Below are 17,502 nucleotides of genomic sequence, written 5' to 3' on the forward strand. Positions count from 1 at the left end.
AAAAAAATGGAGCCAGTATATGAACAGTATATTTTATTCTGTTATTACCCTGCTATTGCTTACCTGCGGGGTACTTTTGTTGATGCGCAGTGCAAATAAAAACCGATATGCAGAAAATGGGCACTCTGAAAACCAGCCGGAAATGCTGAGTAAAGAAGAGGGGGAAGATCATTTTTCGGTACTGATGAATTCGATTACCCCAGTATGGTATTGGCGCGTTAATCACGAATATATCGATTTTATCCACTCAACGATCAAGCGGATGACAATGGTAGAGCTAAATGAGACGCCAGGGCTATTTGATGCACAGCGGCGTTGTAGCGATCTCAACTCTGCGGTGTATAAATATTACGACAATATAAAAAAGCGCTGTCTGAGCGGTGAGAAAGTCCCGCATGCCGATCTGGATGTGCTTAACTTACGCCAGTGCTTCAGGGAGTTCAGTCTGGAGGCTTATCCTGCGCTTGTCGCGCTGGTGTGGCCGGAATTTCAACGTCCAGAGATCAAAGCGGAAGAGGTGTGAAGGGATTGGCTGGCCCTGTTACGTGCCGGGGAGGCTAACGCCGCTTCCCGGCACAGAGTTACAAACGGCTATTTGTCAGATGAGGCCTGCCACAGGTTCAGCTTACCATCCGCGACATGCTTATCGATCTGCGCCAGTTCTTCGGCGCTGAACGTCAGGTTAGCCAATGACTGAACGTTCTCCTCCAGTTGCTCCGGTCGGCTGGCGCCAATTAATACCGACGTTACCCGATTGTCTTTCAGCAGCCAGCTTAAGGCCATTTGCGCCATCGACTGTCCGCGCTGTTGCGCCATCTCATTGAGCAAACGCAGGCTGTTAAGGTTTTCTTCCGTCAGCATATTTTCCGTCAGCCCACGAACTTTTTTCCCTTCACGCTGCATGCGTGAACCTTCCGGAATGCCGTTGAGGTATTTCCCCGTCAGCAGCCCCTGGGCCAGCGGCGTAAATGCGATGCAGCCCATGCCGTTGGATTCCAGCGTATCCAGCAGACCGCTGCTGTCTACCCAACGGTTAAGCAGGTTGTAAGAAGGCTGGTGGATCAGCAGCGGAATTTTCCATTCCCGCATCAGCTCGGCCATTTTCTGCGTACGCTCCGGGGAATAGGATGAGATGCCGACATACAGCGCTTTACCGCTTTGCACCGCATGGGCCAGCGCTGAGGCGGTCTCTTCCATTGGCGTATTTTCGTCAACGCGGTGCGAGTAGAAGATATCGACATAGTCGAGGCCCATGCGTTTCAGGCTCTGGTCGAGGCTGGCGAGCAGGTATTTGCGCGAACCGCCAGAACCGTATGGCCCTGGCCACATGTCATAGCCTGCCTTGGTAGAGATGATCAGTTCATCACGATAGTGTGCAAAATCCTCGCGCAGTAATCGGCCAAAATTCTCTTCTGCGCTGCCCGGAGGCGGCCCGTAGTTATTGGCTAAATCAAAATGCGTGATGCCTAAATCAAATGCTTTACGCAGCAGAGCGCGCTGTGAATCCAGCGCCTGAACGTGCCCAAAACTGTGCCACAAACCCAGCGATAGTGCGGGTAAACGTAAACCGCTGCGCCCGCAGTAGCGATAGAGCATCTGCTCGTAACGTTCAGGATTGGCAAACCAGTCCATGAGATCTCCTTAGTGCAGGTGAATTTCGAAACAACGTTTCTATTCTAGCGGGTTCATGATGAATATCCCGTTCACCAGGTCACACTGGAATGAAAAACTGGGCAAAAACAGACCACTGTGCTTTGCTTAAAAAAACATCGATCCGGAGTGCTGCCATGCCGCGTCTAACTGCCAAAGACTTTCCGCAAGAATTGCTCGACTACTATGACTATTACGCTCATGGCAAAATAACGAAACGCGAGTTTCTCAATCTTGCTGCGAAATATGCAGTCGGTGGTATGACGGCGCTGGCATTATTCAATGTGTTGAAACCCAATTATGCCCTCGCAACGCAGGTGGAGTTCACCGATACTGATATCCTGGCGGAATACATGACTTATCCTTCACCTGAAGGGCATGGTGATGTGCGTGGGTATCTGGTTAAACCTGCGAAAGCGACGGGGAAAGTTCCGGCGGTAGTGGTGGTGCATGAGAATCGTGGGCTGAATCCGTATATTGAGGATGTGGCACGGCGGGTGGCGAAGGCGGGCTATATTGCACTCGCGCCTGATGGATTAAGTTCAGTGGGGGGCTATCCTGGCAATGATGATAAAGGTCGGGAGTTGCAGCAGCAGGTGGACCCCGTAAAGCTGATGAACGACTTTTTTGCCTCCATTGAATTTATGCAGCGTTATTCAGGCGCGACGGGAAAGGTGGGTATCACCGGATTTTGCTACGGTGGCGGCGTATCGAATGCCGCAGCCGTTGCTTTTCCTGAACTGGCCTGCGCAGTGCCTTTTTATGGGCGTCAGGTTCCTGCATCAGATGTCCCTAAAATAAAAGCGCCTTTATTACTGCACTATGCGCAATTAGATACCCGAATTAATGAGGGATGGCCTGCCTATGAAGCGGCGCTCAAAGCCAATAAGAAAGTCTATGAGGCATATATCTATCCCGGCGTTAATCATGGTTTTCATAATGACTCGACTCCGCGTTATGATAATGCTGCCGCTGATTTGGCCTGGGAGCGTACTCTTGCATGGTTTAACAAATATTTACGATAGAAAACAAGAGATTATTTAATGCTTCAGGTTAATTATCTGAATAATAATGCTAGCTAATTTCATTAGCATTCATGTTGATATAGTGTAAATAATATTGGATGTACTTAAGAAAGTAAAAAAATAAAGAATGCATTATATCTTCTCTGTTGCCTGCCGATAACAAGGATAAGTATCGCCTGATGGCGAATTCCTCATCAACGGCAAGGAAATTATTATGCGTTTGCTGAAAAACTTCACTATTCGTATTGTCATGTTGGCAATACTGGGACTTTTTTGCCTGCTCTGGTCGGGCGTGGGTTTATTCAGTCTTCATTCTTTATCAAAAATATCTGAAGGCAATGATATTGACCGTCATCTTGTCCATCAGATGACGGTACTCAGTCAGGGGAACGATCAGTATTTTCGCTTCGTAACGCGCTTAAGTCGCGCCATGGATGTCAAAATGAGCGGCGGAACGCCTGATTTTGCACCAGCGCAGCAGTCCCTGGAGAATATGAGCAAAAAACTCCAGGAGATGAAAACGTTGTCTCCGGGGCCTATGGATCCGGATGTTGCCGCGGCGGTACTGACGAAGTGGCAGGCGCTGCTGGATAACGGGGTGATTCCGCAAATGCAACTGGCGCAGCAGGGCACGCTTACGGCCTTTGCGGAGCATGCCAGCACCGTTACGCCAGCGCTGAGCCGTGAATTTGGCGCCAGTGCCGAACGTTTTAACGCCACGGCAGGTGAGCGGCTTGATACCACGCGTGTCATGGTCGATGGCAAAACGTCTATCATCCGGACGCTAATTATTACCGCCGTGGTCCTCGGTATTGCTCTCCTGTTCTTCACAGATCGTTACCTCGTCGCCATGATGGTGAAACCCCTGGGACGTATCCGCCAGCAGTTCCAGCAGATTGCTCAGGGCGATCTCAGCCATCCAATCGAAGATTTTGGCCGTAACTGCGTGGGCCAACTGGTGCCGTTATTGTGCGCGATGCAGGACAGCCTGCGCGAAGCCGTCAGTACAATTCGCTCAGGTAGTGACAACATCTGGCGAGGGGCTACGGAAATTTCCACCGGCAATAACGATCTCTCATCGCGTACTGAGGAGCAGGCTGCGGCGCTGGAAGAGACCGCTGCCAGCATGGAGCAACTGACCGCAACGGTAAAACTGAACGCCGAAAATGCGCGTGAAGCCAGCCAGCTTGCCGATACGGCGACAGAGACGGCAGGTAAAGGGAGCAGCCTGGTTTCAGAAGTGGTTGAGACGATGGACGGCATTGCCGCCAGCTCTAAACAGATCGCGGAAATCACGTCTGTTATTAATAGCATTGCCTTCCAGACCAATATTCTGGCGCTGAACGCGGCAGTTGAAGCTGCCAGAGCAGGTGAGCAGGGGCGTGGTTTTGCCGTTGTTGCCGGTGAGGTGCGTAACCTCGCCAGCCGTAGCGCCGGGGCGGCGAAAGAGATTGAGACGCTGATTGGCGAATCGTCGCGTCGCGTCGATCAGGGCGCTCGACTGGTTAAAGAGACGGGATTAACCATGGAGGCGATTTTGCGCGGAGCCACCGAAGTGACCGTTATCATGAAGCAAATTGCTTCTGCCTCAGAAGAACAGAATAAGGGCATCTCGCAGGTGAGCGTGGCGATCACGCAGATGGACAGCGTAACGCAACAGAACGCCGCGCTGGTAGAGCAAGTTTCCGCCGCGGCTGTGGCGCTTGAACGGCAAACGGAAGAGCTGCAACGCTCGGTACAACAGTTCCGCCTTTCAGCAAACGATGTGCAGTACGCCGCCGCTAGTACCGCTTCCCCTTCAGCAGACAGCAAAACGTCTGCAGCCGCTAAAAAGGATGAATGGGTGTCCTTTTAAGCGGGCATAAAAAAGTACGTGATACCTCTGGTCTTTGCTTAAAAAATCGCTATATAATTTATTATATAGCGATTGGAGGTTATGCATGGACAACCATTTTGGAAAAGGCTTGATGGCCGGATTAAACGCGTCAAGTGCGGATAGCGCACGCACGGCGGCCAATTTTTGTGCTGATTATAAACGCGGTTTTGTGCTGGGATTTTCTCATCGAATGTTTGAAAAAACGGGCGATCGACAGCTCAGCGCGTGGGAAGCGGGGATCCTCACGCGTCGCTATGGGCTGGATAAAGAGATGGTTATGGATTTCTTTAAAGAGAACCAGTCCAGTACAACAATTCGTTTTTTCATGGCTGGCTATCGTCTCGAAGCTTGATCCGAAAGGGGTATTATCTTGCTTTAATTAATTACACTATTGACCTACGCCTTCGTTTTGTTGCTCCGCCGAAGTATTATAATGCACATAACCATATAAAAAGTGTGGTAAATGGCGCGCCGATCGCAATATGCAACATGCGAAAGGTGCAAAATAAAAGCCAGGTCTTCGCAACGGAATAACTATAAAATGACTGGAGATAACTCTCTCATCAATTCGAACGGCATCAATCGCCGTGATTTCATGAAGCTTTGTGCAGCACTGGCCGCTACCATGGGGCTCAGTAGCAAAGCCGCCGCAGAAATGGCCGAATCAGTTTCTCGTCCTCAGCGTCCACCGGTTATCTGGATTGGTGCGCAGGAGTGTACGGGTTGTACTGAATCGCTACTTCGCGCGACACACCCTACAGTGGAAAACCTCGTTCTGGAGACAATCTCTCTGGAATACCATGAGGTACTCTCTGCCGCTTTCGGCCACCAGGTCGAAGAGAATAAACATAACGCTCTGGAGAAGTACAAAGGGCAATATGTTTTGGTTGTAGATGGTTCTATCCCACTGAAAGACAATGGTATTTACTGCATGGTTGCCGGTGAGCCGATCGTAGATCACATCCGCCGGGCCGCAGAAGGCGCTGCCGCTATCATTGCCATCGGCTCTTGTGCCGCGTGGGGTGGTGTTGCTGCTGCTGGCGTTAACCCAACGGGGGCCGTCGGCTTGCAGGAAGTTCTGCCAGGCAAAACCATCATCAACATCCCCGGCTGTCCTCCGAACCCGCACAACTTCCTTGCAACGGTCGCGCATATCATCACTTACGGTAAGCCGCCGAAGCTGGATACCAAAAACCGTCCGACATTTGCCTATGGTCGTTTGATTCACGAACACTGCGAACGTCGCCCGCACTTCGATGCAGGTCGTTTTGCTAAAGAGTTTGGCGATGAAGGTCACCGTGAAGGCTGGTGCCTCTACCATCTGGGCTGTAAAGGACCAGAAACCTACGGCAACTGCTCAACGCTGCAATTCTGCGATGTTGGCGGCGTGTGGCCGGTGGCTATCGGTCACCCTTGCTACGGCTGTAACGAAGAAGGTGTCGGTTTCCATAAAGGTATTCACCAGCTTGCTCATGTGGAAAACCAAACACCGCGTTCCGAGAAACCTGACGTCAATATGAAAGAAGGCGGCAATATTTCTGCCGGGGCGATTGGGCTGCTTGGTGGCGTAGTAGGACTGGTTGCCGGTGTCAGCGTGATGGCGGTTCGTGAACTGGGGCGTCAGCAGAAGAAAGATAACGCTGACTCACGGGGAGAATAACCGTGAACAGACGTAACTTTATTAAAGCAGCCTCCAGCGGGGCATTGCTGTTGGGCGCTGCGCCGTCCATCAGCCATGCGGCTGCAGAAAACCGTCCGCCGATCCCTGGTTCTCTTGGGATGCTCTATGACTCGACGCTGTGCGTAGGCTGCCAGGCCTGTGTCACCAAGTGTCAGGATATCAACTTCCCGGCGCGTAACCCGGAAGGCGAGCAGACCTGGTCGAACAACGACAAACTGTCACCGTATACCAATAACATCATCCAGGTGTGGCGTAGCGGAACAGGCGTTAACAAAGACCAGGAAGAAAACGGCTACGCATACATTAAGAAGCAGTGCATGCACTGTGTCGATCCGAACTGCGTCTCCGTTTGCCCGGTCTCCGCGCTGAAGAAAGATCCGAAAACTGGCATCGTCCACTATGACAAAGATGTCTGCACGGGCTGTCGTTACTGCATGGTCGCCTGCCCGTACAATGTGCCTAAGTATGACTACAACAACCCGTTTGGTGCGCTTCACAAATGTGAACTGTGTAACCAGAAAGGTGTTGAGCGTCTGGACAAAGGCGGTTTACCGGGTTGTGTTGAAGTGTGCCCTGCCGGTGCGGTGATTTTTGGTACGCGTGAAGAGCTGATGGCTGAGGCGAAAAAACGTCTCGCGCTGAAGCCTGGCAGCGAATACCACTATCCGCGTCAGACGGTGAAAGCAGGCGATACCTATCTGCATACGGTACCGAAGTATTACCCCCATCTGTACGGCGAGAAAGAGGGTGGTGGTACACAGGTTATGGTACTGACGGGCGTTCCTTACGAGGATTTGGATCTGCCGAAACTGGATGATCTTTCAACCGGTGCGCGTTCCGAACATGTTCAACATTCCTTGTACAAGGGCATGATATTACCCCTGGCTGCGCTGGCGGGCTTAACCGTGCTGGTTCGTCGTAACACGAAAAACGACCATCACGATGGAGGAGACGATCATGAGTCATGATCCTAAACCGCTGGGCGGAAAAATAATCAGCAAACCGGTCATTATTTTTGGGCCGCTTATCGTCCTGTGTATGCTCCTGATCGTGAAACGTCTGGTCTTCGGATTGGGCTCAGTCTCCGATCTGAACGGCGGTTTCCCATGGGGTGTATGGATCGCGTTTGACCTGCTGATTGGTACCGGCTTCGCGTGCGGTGGCTGGGCGCTGGCGTGGGCGGTGTATGTTTTCAACAGAGGACAATACCATCCACTGGTACGTCCGGCGCTGTTGGCGAGCCTGTTTGGCTACTCGCTGGGTGGTCTGTCGATCACCATTGACGTCGGTCGTTACTGGAACCTGCCGTATTTCTACATTCCGGGCCACTTCAACGTGAACTCGGTACTGTTCGAAACGGCGGTCTGTATGACCATCTATATCGGCATCATGGCGCTGGAATTTGCTCCGGCTCTGTTTGAACGTCTGGGGTGGAAAGTCTCTCTCAAGCGTTTGAACAAAGTGATGTTCTTTATTATTGCACTTGGCGCACTGCTGCCAACTATGCACCAGTCTTCAATGGGTTCATTGATGATTTCTGCGGGCTATAAGGTGCATCCGCTATGGCAAGCTTATGAAATGTTGCCGCTTTTCTCCGTATTAACCGCTTTTATTATGGGCTTCTCGATCGTCATCTTCGAAGGCTCGTTGGTACAAGCCGGGCTGAAAGGTAATGGTCCGGACGAGAAAAGTTTGTTCATCAAGCTGACGAATACCATCAGCGTGCTGTTGGCGATTTTCGTGGTTCTGCGCTTTGGCGAACTGATCTATCGCGACAAGCTGTCCTATGCGTTCTCAGGCGATCTTTACTCCCTGATGTTCTGGATTGAAGTCGTGCTGATGGTCTTCCCGCTGGTGGTGCTGCGCGTCACTAAGCTGCGTAACGACTCGCGCATGCTGTATCTGTCTGCGCTGAGCGCATTGCTGGGTTGTGCGACATGGCGTCTGTCCTATTCGCTGGTGGCGTTCAATCCTGGTGGTGGCTACCACTACTTCCCGACCTGGGAAGAACTGTTGATTTCTATTGGTTTTGTGGCTATTGAGATTTGTGCATACATCGTACTCATTCGTCTACTGCCGATACTTCCTCCTTTAAAACAAAACGATCAAAATCGTCATGAGGCGAGCAAAGCATGAGCCAGAGAATTACTATTGATCCGGTAACCCGTATTGAGGGTCATTTACGCATCGACTGCGAAATCGAAAATGGCGTGGTATCTAAAGCATGGGCTTCCGGTACCATGTGGCGCGGCATGGAAGAGATCGTGAAAAACCGCGATCCGCGCGATGCCTGGATGATTGTGCAGCGTATCTGTGGCGTTTGTACTACCACTCACGCTATCTCTTCCGTTCGTGCAGCAGAAAGCGCGCTGAATATTGATGTTCCGGTGAACGCACAGTATATCCGTAACATCATTCTGGCCGCGCACACCACGCATGACCACATTGTTCACTTCTATCAGCTCTCTGCGCTGGACTGGGTGGATATCACCTCTGCACTGAAAGCAGATCCAGCGAAAGCGTCTGCCATGCTGAACGGCGTGTCCTCCTGGCACCTGAACAGCGCAGAAGAGTTCACTAAGGTTCAGAACAAGATCAAAGACCTTGTTGCCAGCGGTCAGTTAGGCATTTTTGCCAACGGTTGCTGGGGTCACCCGGCGATGCAGCTGCCGCCAGAAGTGAACCTGATTGCGGTCGCTCACTACCTGCAGGCGCTGGAATGCCAGCGTGATGCTAACCGTGTTGTGGCGCTGTTGGGCGGTAAAACGCCGCACATTCAGAACCTGGCGGTAGGCGGGGTTGCTAACCCAATTAACCTCGACGGCCTTGGCGTGCTGAACCTTGAGCGCCTGATGTATATCAAGTCCTTTATCGATAAGCTGAGCGACTTCGTTGAGCAGGTTTACAAGGTTGATACCGCAGTTATTGCTGCGTTCTACCCTGAGTGGCTGGAACGTGGTCAAGGTGCGGTTAACTATCTGAGCGCACCGGAATTCCCGACTGACGGTAAAAACGGCAGCTTCCTGTTCCCGGGTGGTTACATCACCAATGAAGATCTGTCGACCTATCGTCCGATCACCTCTCACTCCGATGAGTACCTGATCAAAGGGATTCAGGAGAGTGCGAAACACGCGTGGTACAAAGACGAAGCGCCGCAGGCTCCGTGGGAAGGCACAACGGTTCCTGATTACACCGGTTGGTCAGATGACGGCAAGTACTCCTGGGTTAAAGCACCGACCTTCTACGGTAAAACGGTTGAAGTGGGTCCGTTGGCCAACATGCTGTGTAAACTGGCGGCCAAACGCGAGTCTACCCATGCCAAGCTGAATGAAATCATCGCGATTTACACCAAACTGACCGGTAAAACTATCGAAGTGTCACAGCTGCACTCTACGTTGGGCCGTATTATTGGCCGTACCGTTCACTGCTGTGAACTGCAGAACGTTCTGCAGGATCAGTACAACGCGCTGATTGTGAACATCGGCAAAGGCGACCACACCACCTTCGTGAAACCGGATATCCCGGCAACGGGTGAATTTAAAGGTGTCGGTTTCCTCGAAGCGCCGCGCGGTATGCTGTCTCACTGGATGGTGATCAAAGATGGCATTATCAGCAACTACCAGGCGGTAGTACCGTCAACCTGGAACTCTGGCCCACGTAACTTTAATGATGAAGTGGGACCGTATGAGCGCTCGCTGGTAGGTACGCCGATTGCCGATCCAAACAAACCGCTGGAAGTGGTTCGTACCATTCACTCCTTCGACCCTTGTATGTCATGTGCGGTGCATGTGGTGGACGTTGATGGGAACGAAGTGGTCTCAGTTAAGGTTCTGTAATGCGGATATTAGTCTTAGGGGTCGGCAATATTTTGCTGACCGACGAAGCCATCGGGGTACGTATCGTTGAAACATTAGAACAACGGTACGTCCTGCCAGACTTTGTTGATGTTCTGGACGGTGGTACGGCTGGGATGGAGCTTCTCGGTGATATGGCAAACAGAGATCATCTGATCATTGCTGACGCCATTGTGTCGAAGAAAAACACGCCAGGAACGATGATGGTCCTGCGGGATGAAGAGATCCCGGCGCTGTTTACCAACAAAATCTCACCGCACCAGCTTGGTCTGGCCGACGTATTGTCGGCCCTGCGTTTCACCGGCGAGTTTCCGAAAAAGCTGACGTTAGTCGGTGTTATTCCGGAATCGCTGGAGCCGCATATCGGACTAACGCCAACGGTTGAAGCGATGATTGAACCTGCGCTTGAGCAGGTTCTTGCCGCGCTTCGCGAATCAGGTGTTGAAGCGATCCCGCGGGAGGCGGCTCATGTCTGAGGAGTTTGTCGGTTTTCAGACGGCCCCGAAGATGCAAATTCAGGCAGCGTTTGAAGAGGTTGCCCGGCGTTCAATGCACGATCTCTCTTTCCTGCATCCGAACATGCCGGTATATGTCTCTGAATTTACGCTGTTTGAAGGACAGTGGACGGGGTGTGTTATCACGCCCTGGATGCTCAGCGCACTGATTTTCCCCGGACCGGACCAGATCTGGCCGGTGCGTAAAGTCAGCGAAAAAATCGGACTGCGTCTGCCGTATGGCGAGATGACCTTTACCGTTGGTGAACTGGAGGGCGTATCGCAATACCTTTCCTGCTCACTGATGTCGCCGCTTTCGCACAGTATGTCGGCGCAAGAAGGCATGCGTCTGACTGACGATTGCGCGCGAATGCTGTTATCGCTGCCGGTTAGCGATCCGAATGCGCCGCAGCTTAATCGCCGCGCGTTGCTGCTGGGTCGTCGGAACTGCGAAAATGCATGAGCTGTCCCTTTGTCAGAGCGCGGTTGAGATTGTTCAACAGCAGGCAGAGCAGCACGGTGTCAAACGTGTAACCGGTGTTTGGCTGGAAATCGGGGCTCTCTCCTGCGTTGAAGAGAGCGCCGTTCGTTTCAGTTTCGACATCGTCTGTCAGGGGACGCTGGCTCAGGGTTGTGAACTGCATATTGATTACAAGCCAGCCCAGGCATGGTGCTGGGATTGCAGTCAGGTTGTGGAAATCACCCAGCATGATGCGCAGTGTCCACAATGTCAGGGCGATCGTCTGCGGGTTGATGCTGGCGATTCACTGAAAGTGAAAAGTATTGAAGTCGAATAACCCATAGGTTGCTATGGGGCGGAGTCAGATATGTGTATTGGAGTCCCTGGTCAGGTTCTGGCCGTTGGTGAAGATATTCACCAGCTTGCGCAGGTTGAAGTGTGCGGCATCAAACGTGATGTCAATATTGCCCTGATTTGTGAAGGTGATACAGCTGAGCTGGTCGGGCAATGGGTGCTGGTGCACGTAGGGTTCGCCATGAGCATCATTGATGAAGATGAAGCTAAAGCCACGTTAGACGCACTTCGCCGCATGGAGTACGACGTCACCAGCGCGTGACAAATCCTGAATGAAATTGCCGGATAGCGGTTGCCATCCGGCAATTTATTTTAGTTCTGGCGCTTATCTTCGGTATGGGTATCGAAGTCGCTGGCGTCATGGCGTTCATGAAGCTGCTCGTTCAGCGGTCCGTTAGTGCGGTTTACAATACGACCACGCTTAACCGCCGGACGCGCTGCAATCTCTTTTGCCCAGCGTTGTACGTGCGTGTAGCTTCCTGCGTCAAGGAACTCTGCTGCGTCGTAGACGTTGCCCAGAACCACATTGCCAAACCATGGCCAGACCGCCATATCGGCAATGGTGTATTCATCTCCGGCCACAAACTGATGTCGCGCCAATTGTTTATCCAGCACGTCGAGTAAGCGCTTGGCTTCCATGGTGAAGCGATTGATAGCGTACTCAATTTTTACCGGAGCATAGTTATAGAAGTGACCAAAGCCTCCGCCGAGGAACGGCGCTGCGCCTTGTAACCAGAACAACCAGTTCAGCGTTTCGGTGCGTTTTGCCAAATCCTGCGGCAGGAAATAACCATATTTTTCCGCCAGATAGAGCAGGATTGCGCCAGATTCGAATACGCGAACTGGTGGGTTTTGCGAGTGATCGCGTAGCGCCGGGATCTTCGAGTTCGGATTCACCTCAACAAAGCCGCTGGAAAACTGATCGCCATCGCCAATGCGGATAATCCAGGCATCGTATTCCGCGCCCTTCACCCCCTGCGCCAGCAACTCCTCCAGCATGATCGTCACTTTCTGCCCGTTTGGCGTACCCAGCGAATAGAGCTGCAGCGGATGTTTGCCAACCGGCAGCGTTTTCTCGTGGGTGGCACCGGAAACCGGGCGGTTGATATTGGCGAATGCGCCCCCGTTCGATTTTTCCCACGTCCAGACTTTCGCGGGCTGATAGGTATTGTCTGACATATTAACCTGCCTTCTGAGTGGTTGTGTTGATGCAGTGTAGCAGTTAGGTAGAACTCAATTTAACAGATTGGGACTTTATGTCGCTTTGTGCTGAAAGGGGAAGATAAATCCAACCCGTTCATTGTACCCGCTCCGTACTCCATGAAGAGGAAATCAATGTTGGACGGAAATTGCTACCGTATTCACCATTAAAAATTGGCGGTGAATAAGCAGTAATAATGAAAAATGGTGTTCCAGGAGTAAGCGGTTATCAGGGCCCGGCGGGTGGGTGGGGCGCGGTAAAAGCCGTCACTGCTTCGGTGTTTTCGCAAAAGGCTGTTGCCCGCGACATTATCGCGATGTTCAAAATGAACCAGGTGAAAGGGTTCGACTGTCCGGGCTGTGCGTGGCCGGACCCAGGGCACCGTGCGCCAATGGAGCTGTGCGAAAATGGCGTTAAGGCGGTCTCCTGGGAGACAACCAGTAAAAAAGCGTCACCGGAATTTTTCAGCCGTCACCCGGTTTCCACACTCTGGCACTACAGCGATTATGAGCTGGAAAATATCGGTCGTTTGACGCATCCGATGAAATACGATGCAGCATCAGATACCTGGCAGGCGGTGGATTGGGATATCACCTTCCAGGAGATAGGCGAGCGTCTGCGCAGCTATGATTCACCCCAGCAGGTTGAGTTTTACACCTCCGGCAGAACGTCAAATGAAGCGGCGTTCCTGTATCAGCTATTTGCCCGCGAATATGGCAGCAGCAACTTTCCTGATTGCTCAAACATGTGCCACGGACCGACCAGCGCAGGGCTAACGCCGGCCATTGGCCTTGGAAAAGGGACCGTTGAACTTGACGATTTTGACCATTGCGATCTGGTGATTTGTATCGGGCATAACCCTGGCACAAATCATCCACGTATGCTGACCACCTTACGCGACGTTGCCAAACGCGGGGCTAAAATTATCTCTATCAATCCGCTGAACGAAAGGGGGCTTGAGCGCTTTAGTTTCCCGCAAAGCCCGAAAGAGATGTTCACCGGTCAGTCGACGCAGCTGAGCAACGACTACTACCAGGTAAAAATGGGCGGTGACGCCTCGCTGCTCAAAGGCATCATGAAGGCGCTGATCGAAATGGATGAAGCGCGGATCTTACTGGATCAGCAACCGACACTCGATCATGCGTTTATCGATGAGCATACCGCTGGATATGCAGCGCTGTATGATGACTTACGTCAGCATAACTGGGCGGAGCTGGAACAGGACTCGGGCCTGACGCGCAGTCAGATGGAAGACCTGGCACACAGCTACAGTAAATCTCGTGCCACTATTATTTGTTACGGGCTGGGCATCACCCAGCATAAAAACGGTACTGAGAACGTCCAGCAACTGGTAAACCTGCTGCTACTGAAAGGCAATATGGGTAAGCCGGGGGCGGGGATCTGCCCGTTGCGCGGTCATTCTAACGTTCAGGGCGACCGTTCCGTGGGGATCAACGAAGCGGCATCCGAAGACTTCCTGCAACGCCTTGAGACGCATTTTTCTATCCGTGTGCCGCGTACACATGGCCGCTCCAGCGTGGAGAGTATTCGGGCCATCGAACGGGGAGAGGCAAAAGCGCTCATTTGCATGGGTGGCAATCTGGCGGTGGCTATGCCGCAGCCGCAGCGTACCTTTGCGGCGATGAAAAATTTGGATCTGCAGGTCCATGTTGCGACCAAGCTGAACAGATCGCATTTGCTGCTGGCAAAGCATAATTATCTGCTGCCTGCATTAGGTCGAACGGAGCGCGACATTCAGGCGACGGGGATCCAGTCGGTGACCGTCGAAGACTCGATGTCGATGGTCCACGCTTCCTGCGGCGCGCTGAAGCCAGCTTCCCGCTGGTTAAAATCGGAACCCGCGATTGTGGCGGGCATGGCACACGCCACTCTGCCGCTTTCGCCGATCAACTGGGAAGCGTTAACCGGGGACTACGCGCTGATCCGTGACGCCATTGAAGCCGTGATCCCGGCGTTCCACGATTACAATGCCCGTATTGCCGAGCCGGGCGGATTTCGTATGGATACGCCCGCTTCGCGCCGTGAATGGCGTACGGCGAATGGTAAAGCCAATTTTATCGTCAGCCATCAGCGGGCGGTAGAGCGAGAAAATCAGCCTGCCGATGCACTGGTTCTGGCGACGCTGCGCAGCCACGATCAATACAACACCACTATTTATGGTATGAACGATCGCTACCGTGGCATTACCGGTCGTCGGGATGTGGTGTTTTTAAGCGCTGAAGAAGCGGCGACTCGCGGTCTGAGCCAGGGAGATGTGGTCAACGTTCAGGCGCTGGACGACAGCGGCCAGCCCTGTGCGGATCGCATTATGTGCGGCTTGACGGTGGTGATTTACAACATGGCGGTGGGCTCAATAGGCGCTTATCTGCCAGAAGCGAATGTCCTGCTTTCGCTGGATGCGGTGGACACACAAAGTTTGACTCCGGCGTATAAAAGCGTACCGGTCACCGTGACAAAAGCGTAGTTCCTGCTGCGAATTTTTCGCCTCTGAGCGCCAGCCGCTGCGTTGAGGTGTATGATGATGTCGACCTCTGTCCGGTTAGTGTCGCAGAGCAGGCAATCAGAGCGAAAAATTCACGCCAACCTGCTCAGGCTGTATTGTTTTGAGGTAAGGTGCATGAGCAAAGGAACGACCAGTCAGGATGCCCCATTCGGGACATTATTGGGCTACGCCCCAGGCGGCGTAGCAATCTACTCTTCAGATTACAGCTCCCTCGACCCACGGGACTACGACGATGATGCGGCATTTCGCAGCTATATCGACGACGAATACATGGGCCACAAATGGCAGTGCGTAGAGTTCGCACGCCGCTTTCTCTTCCTTAATTATGGCGTGGTCTTCACCGATGTAGGCATGGCCTGGGAGATCTTTTCCTTACGCTTTCTGCGCGAAGTGGTGAATGACAATATCCTGCCGTTACAGGCATTTCCGAATGGTTCACCCCGCGCGCCGGTAGCCGGTGCTCTGCTTATCTGGCAAAAAGGCGGTGAGTTTAACGATACCGGCCATGTGGCGGTCGTTACCCAGTTGCTGGAAAACAAAATCCGTATTGCCGAACAGAACGTGCTCCATACGCCGTTGCCTCCCGGACAGCAGTGGACCCGCGAACTGGAGATGGTGGTTGAAAACGGTTGTTACACCCTGCGTGATACCTTTGACGACACCACCATCCTTGGCTGGATGATCCAGACCGATGATACGCGTGACAGCCTGCCGCAGCCGGAGATCGCCAATGACTCGCTGAAAATTGGCGGCGCGCGACTGGAAGATAATGGTCAGTTTGACGGTAAATGGCTTGATGAACAGGATCCGCTGCAGAAAGCCTACGTGCTGGCGAACGGCCACGTTATTAATCCGGATCCGCATCAGTACTTCACCATTACCGAGAGTGCAGAGCAGGAGCTGATCAAAGCCACCAACGAGCTGCACCTGATGTATCTGCACGCGACCGACAAAGTGCTGAAAGATGACAACCTGCTGGCGCTGTTCGATATCCCGAAAATCCTCTGGCCGCGTCTGCGCCTTTCCTGGCAGCGTCGTCGGCATCATATGATTACGGGACGTATGGATTTCTGTATGGATGAACGCGGACTGAAGGTGTATGAGTACAACGCCGATTCCGCATCGTGCCATACCGAAGCCGGTTTGATCCTCGAAAGATGGGCCGAGCAGGGCTATACAGGACAGGGACACAACCCAGCTGAAGGATTAATCAACGAACTGGCGGGGGCCTGGAAGCACAGCCGCGCGCGTCCTTTTGTCCACATCATGCAGGATAAAGATATAGAGGAAAACTACCACGCTCAGTTTATGCAGCAGGCGCTACGTCAGGCCGGGTTTGACAGTAAAATTCTGCGTGGCCTCGATGAGCTACGTTGGGATGACGCTGGTCAGCTGATTGACGGGGACGGTCGTCTGGTGAACTGCGTCTGGAAAACCTGGGCGTGGGAAACCGCAATTGAGCAGGTGCGAGAGGTCAGTGAAACGGAGTACGCTGCGGTACCAATTCGTACCGGGCATACGAATCAGGAAGTGCGTTTAATCGACGTGTTGCTGCGCCCGGAAGTGCTGGTCTTTGAACCTCTGTGGACGGTGATCCCTGGTAATAAAGCGATTCTGCCGATCCTGTGGCAACTGTTCCCACACCACCGCTATCTGCTTGATACTGATTTCACTGTTAATGAAGAGCTGGCGCAAACCGGTTATGCAGTGAAACCTATTGCAGGACGTTGTGGCAGCAACATCGATCTGGTGAGCCATCAGGAAGAGTTACTGGATAAAACCAGCGGTAAGTTTGCCGAGCAGAAGAACATTTATCAGCAGCTTTGGTGTCTGCCAAAAATTGCCGGTAAATATATTCAGGTTTGTACCTTCACCGTAGGCGGTAACTATGGGGGGACCTGCCTGCGCGGTGATGAGTCGCTGGTGATTAAAAAAGAGAGCGATATCGAGCCGCTGATTGTAGTGAAGGAAGGGTAATCTTTTTGCGAGTTCTTGATTGAAATGCGAAAAGCCGGAGTATATCTCCGGCTTTTTTCTGTTTGTAGTTAAATTGACGCTGATTATATGTTTAAATAAGTTACATGGAATATGGATATAATGATAATTATTACTTTAATTAATATTTTATAGCTCAAAAACATTCTTTTTATGAATGTTTTCAACGTTAATCAATTTCCTCTGTTTGTATTAGATAATATACTTTCTTGATTTTGTTTTTAGATGAATAATACTAATGTATTATTTGGTGTATTAGTGATATTGATCATGTTTTATCTCAGGTAATATGTCGGATTACGTTAGCATACTAATTATAATCGTTAATTGTCATTAACAGTTGTTGTTGACTGCCCGCAGAAATGACGATGTAAGAAACACGTTGAGC

General features: G+C 52.0%; 16 protein-coding genes. 14 read left to right on the top strand and 2 right to left on the bottom strand.

Annotation, left to right across the window (positions count from 1 at the left end; translation table 11 throughout):
* The first annotated feature begins 19 nt into the window (after nucleotides 1-19).
* Complete coding sequence (locus tag OGW44_RS22315; RefSeq protein WP_016154498.1) at nucleotides 20-523, top strand: ESA_00282 family adhesion-associated protein; 504 nt, start codon at nucleotides 20-22, stop codon at nucleotides 521-523.
* 68 nt (nucleotides 524-591) lie between these two features.
* Here OGW44_RS22315 and OGW44_RS22320 read toward each other — a convergent pair whose 3' ends face one another.
* Complete coding sequence (locus OGW44_RS22320; RefSeq protein ID WP_053388758.1) at nucleotides 592-1,632, bottom strand: aldo/keto reductase; 1,041 nt, start codon at nucleotides 1,630-1,632, stop codon at nucleotides 592-594.
* A gap of 155 nt (nucleotides 1,633-1,787) precedes the next feature.
* On the opposite strand from OGW44_RS22320, the gene yghX reads away from it, so the two are divergent.
* The 11 genes from yghX (at nucleotide 1,788) to hybG (ending at nucleotide 11,656) form a co-directional block, all read left to right on the top strand.
* Nucleotides 1,788-2,675 (top strand): YghX family hydrolase, encoded by an 888-nt coding sequence (gene yghX, locus OGW44_RS22325; RefSeq protein ID WP_075848588.1) that lies wholly within the window; start codon nucleotides 1,788-1,790, stop codon nucleotides 2,673-2,675.
* A gap of 214 nt (nucleotides 2,676-2,889) precedes the next feature.
* On the top strand, nucleotides 2,890-4,530 hold the full coding sequence (locus tag OGW44_RS22330) for a methyl-accepting chemotaxis protein (RefSeq protein WP_047499232.1): 1,641 nt from the start codon (nucleotides 2,890-2,892) through the stop codon (nucleotides 4,528-4,530).
* Nucleotides 4,531-4,615: 85 nt separating this feature from the next.
* A complete protein-coding gene (locus OGW44_RS22335) occupies nucleotides 4,616-4,903 on the top strand; it encodes a DUF2623 family protein (protein WP_016154494.1) in 288 nt (95 codons plus the stop codon).
* A gap of 189 nt (nucleotides 4,904-5,092) precedes the next feature.
* Nucleotides 5,093-6,211, top strand: coding sequence for a hydrogenase 2 small subunit (hybO, locus tag OGW44_RS22340; protein WP_016154493.1), 1,119 nt, complete (start codon nucleotides 5,093-5,095; stop codon nucleotides 6,209-6,211).
* A gap of 2 nt (nucleotides 6,212-6,213) precedes the next feature.
* Nucleotides 6,214-7,200 (top strand): hydrogenase 2 operon protein HybA, encoded by a 987-nt coding sequence (gene hybA / locus OGW44_RS22345; RefSeq protein ID WP_003828357.1) that lies wholly within the window; start codon nucleotides 6,214-6,216, stop codon nucleotides 7,198-7,200.
* Complete coding sequence (gene hybB / locus OGW44_RS22350; RefSeq protein ID WP_016154492.1) at nucleotides 7,190-8,368, top strand: Ni/Fe-hydrogenase cytochrome b subunit; 1,179 nt, start codon at nucleotides 7,190-7,192, stop codon at nucleotides 8,366-8,368. The genes hybA and hybB overlap by 11 nt, the downstream gene beginning before the upstream one ends.
* Nucleotides 8,365-10,068 carry a hydrogenase 2 large subunit gene (gene hybC, locus OGW44_RS22355; RefSeq protein WP_003024476.1) on the top strand — a complete coding sequence of 568 codons (1,704 nt, stop codon included), beginning with the start codon at nucleotides 8,365-8,367 and terminating at the stop codon, nucleotides 10,066-10,068. Before hybB ends, hybC begins: the two co-directional genes overlap by 4 nt.
* A complete protein-coding gene (locus OGW44_RS22360) occupies nucleotides 10,068-10,562 on the top strand; it encodes a HyaD/HybD family hydrogenase maturation endopeptidase (RefSeq protein ID WP_016154491.1) in 495 nt (164 codons plus the stop codon). Before hybC ends, OGW44_RS22360 begins: the two co-directional genes overlap by 1 nt.
* Nucleotides 10,555-11,043, top strand: a complete 489-nt coding sequence (gene hybE, locus OGW44_RS22365; protein WP_016154490.1) for a hydrogenase-2 assembly chaperone — start codon at nucleotides 10,555-10,557, stop codon at nucleotides 11,041-11,043. The genes OGW44_RS22360 and hybE overlap by 8 nt, the downstream gene beginning before the upstream one ends.
* On the top strand, nucleotides 11,036-11,377 hold the full coding sequence (gene hypA, locus OGW44_RS22370; protein ID WP_016157467.1) for a hydrogenase maturation nickel metallochaperone HypA: 342 nt from the start codon (nucleotides 11,036-11,038) through the stop codon (nucleotides 11,375-11,377). Before hybE ends, hypA begins: the two co-directional genes overlap by 8 nt.
* A 30-nt stretch (nucleotides 11,378-11,407) precedes the next feature.
* Complete coding sequence (gene hybG / locus OGW44_RS22375) at nucleotides 11,408-11,656, top strand: hydrogenase maturation factor HybG (protein ID WP_003024459.1); 249 nt, start codon at nucleotides 11,408-11,410, stop codon at nucleotides 11,654-11,656.
* 50 nt (nucleotides 11,657-11,706) lie between these two features.
* On the opposite strand, the gene yghU is transcribed toward hybG, so the two are convergent.
* On the bottom strand, nucleotides 11,707-12,573 hold the full coding sequence (gene yghU, locus OGW44_RS22380; RefSeq protein WP_075848590.1) for a glutathione-dependent disulfide-bond oxidoreductase: 867 nt from the start codon (nucleotides 12,571-12,573) through the stop codon (nucleotides 11,707-11,709).
* Nucleotides 12,574-12,791: 218 nt separating this feature from the next.
* On the opposite strand from yghU, the gene OGW44_RS22385 reads away from it, so the two are divergent.
* On the top strand, nucleotides 12,792-15,080 hold the full coding sequence (locus OGW44_RS22385; protein WP_131341419.1) for an FdhF/YdeP family oxidoreductase: 2,289 nt from the start codon (nucleotides 12,792-12,794) through the stop codon (nucleotides 15,078-15,080).
* 153 nt (nucleotides 15,081-15,233) lie between these two features.
* Nucleotides 15,234-17,096: a bifunctional glutathionylspermidine amidase/synthase gene (gss, locus tag OGW44_RS22390; protein WP_075848635.1), complete on the top strand. Its 1,863-nt coding sequence runs from the start codon at nucleotides 15,234-15,236 to the stop codon at nucleotides 17,094-17,096.
* Nucleotides 17,097-17,502 lie beyond the last annotated feature (406 nt).

It is taken from the genome of Citrobacter sp. Cb023 (genome assembly GCF_030336805.1).
GTDB classification, from domain to species: Bacteria; Pseudomonadota; Gammaproteobacteria; order Enterobacterales; family Enterobacteriaceae; genus Citrobacter; species Citrobacter braakii.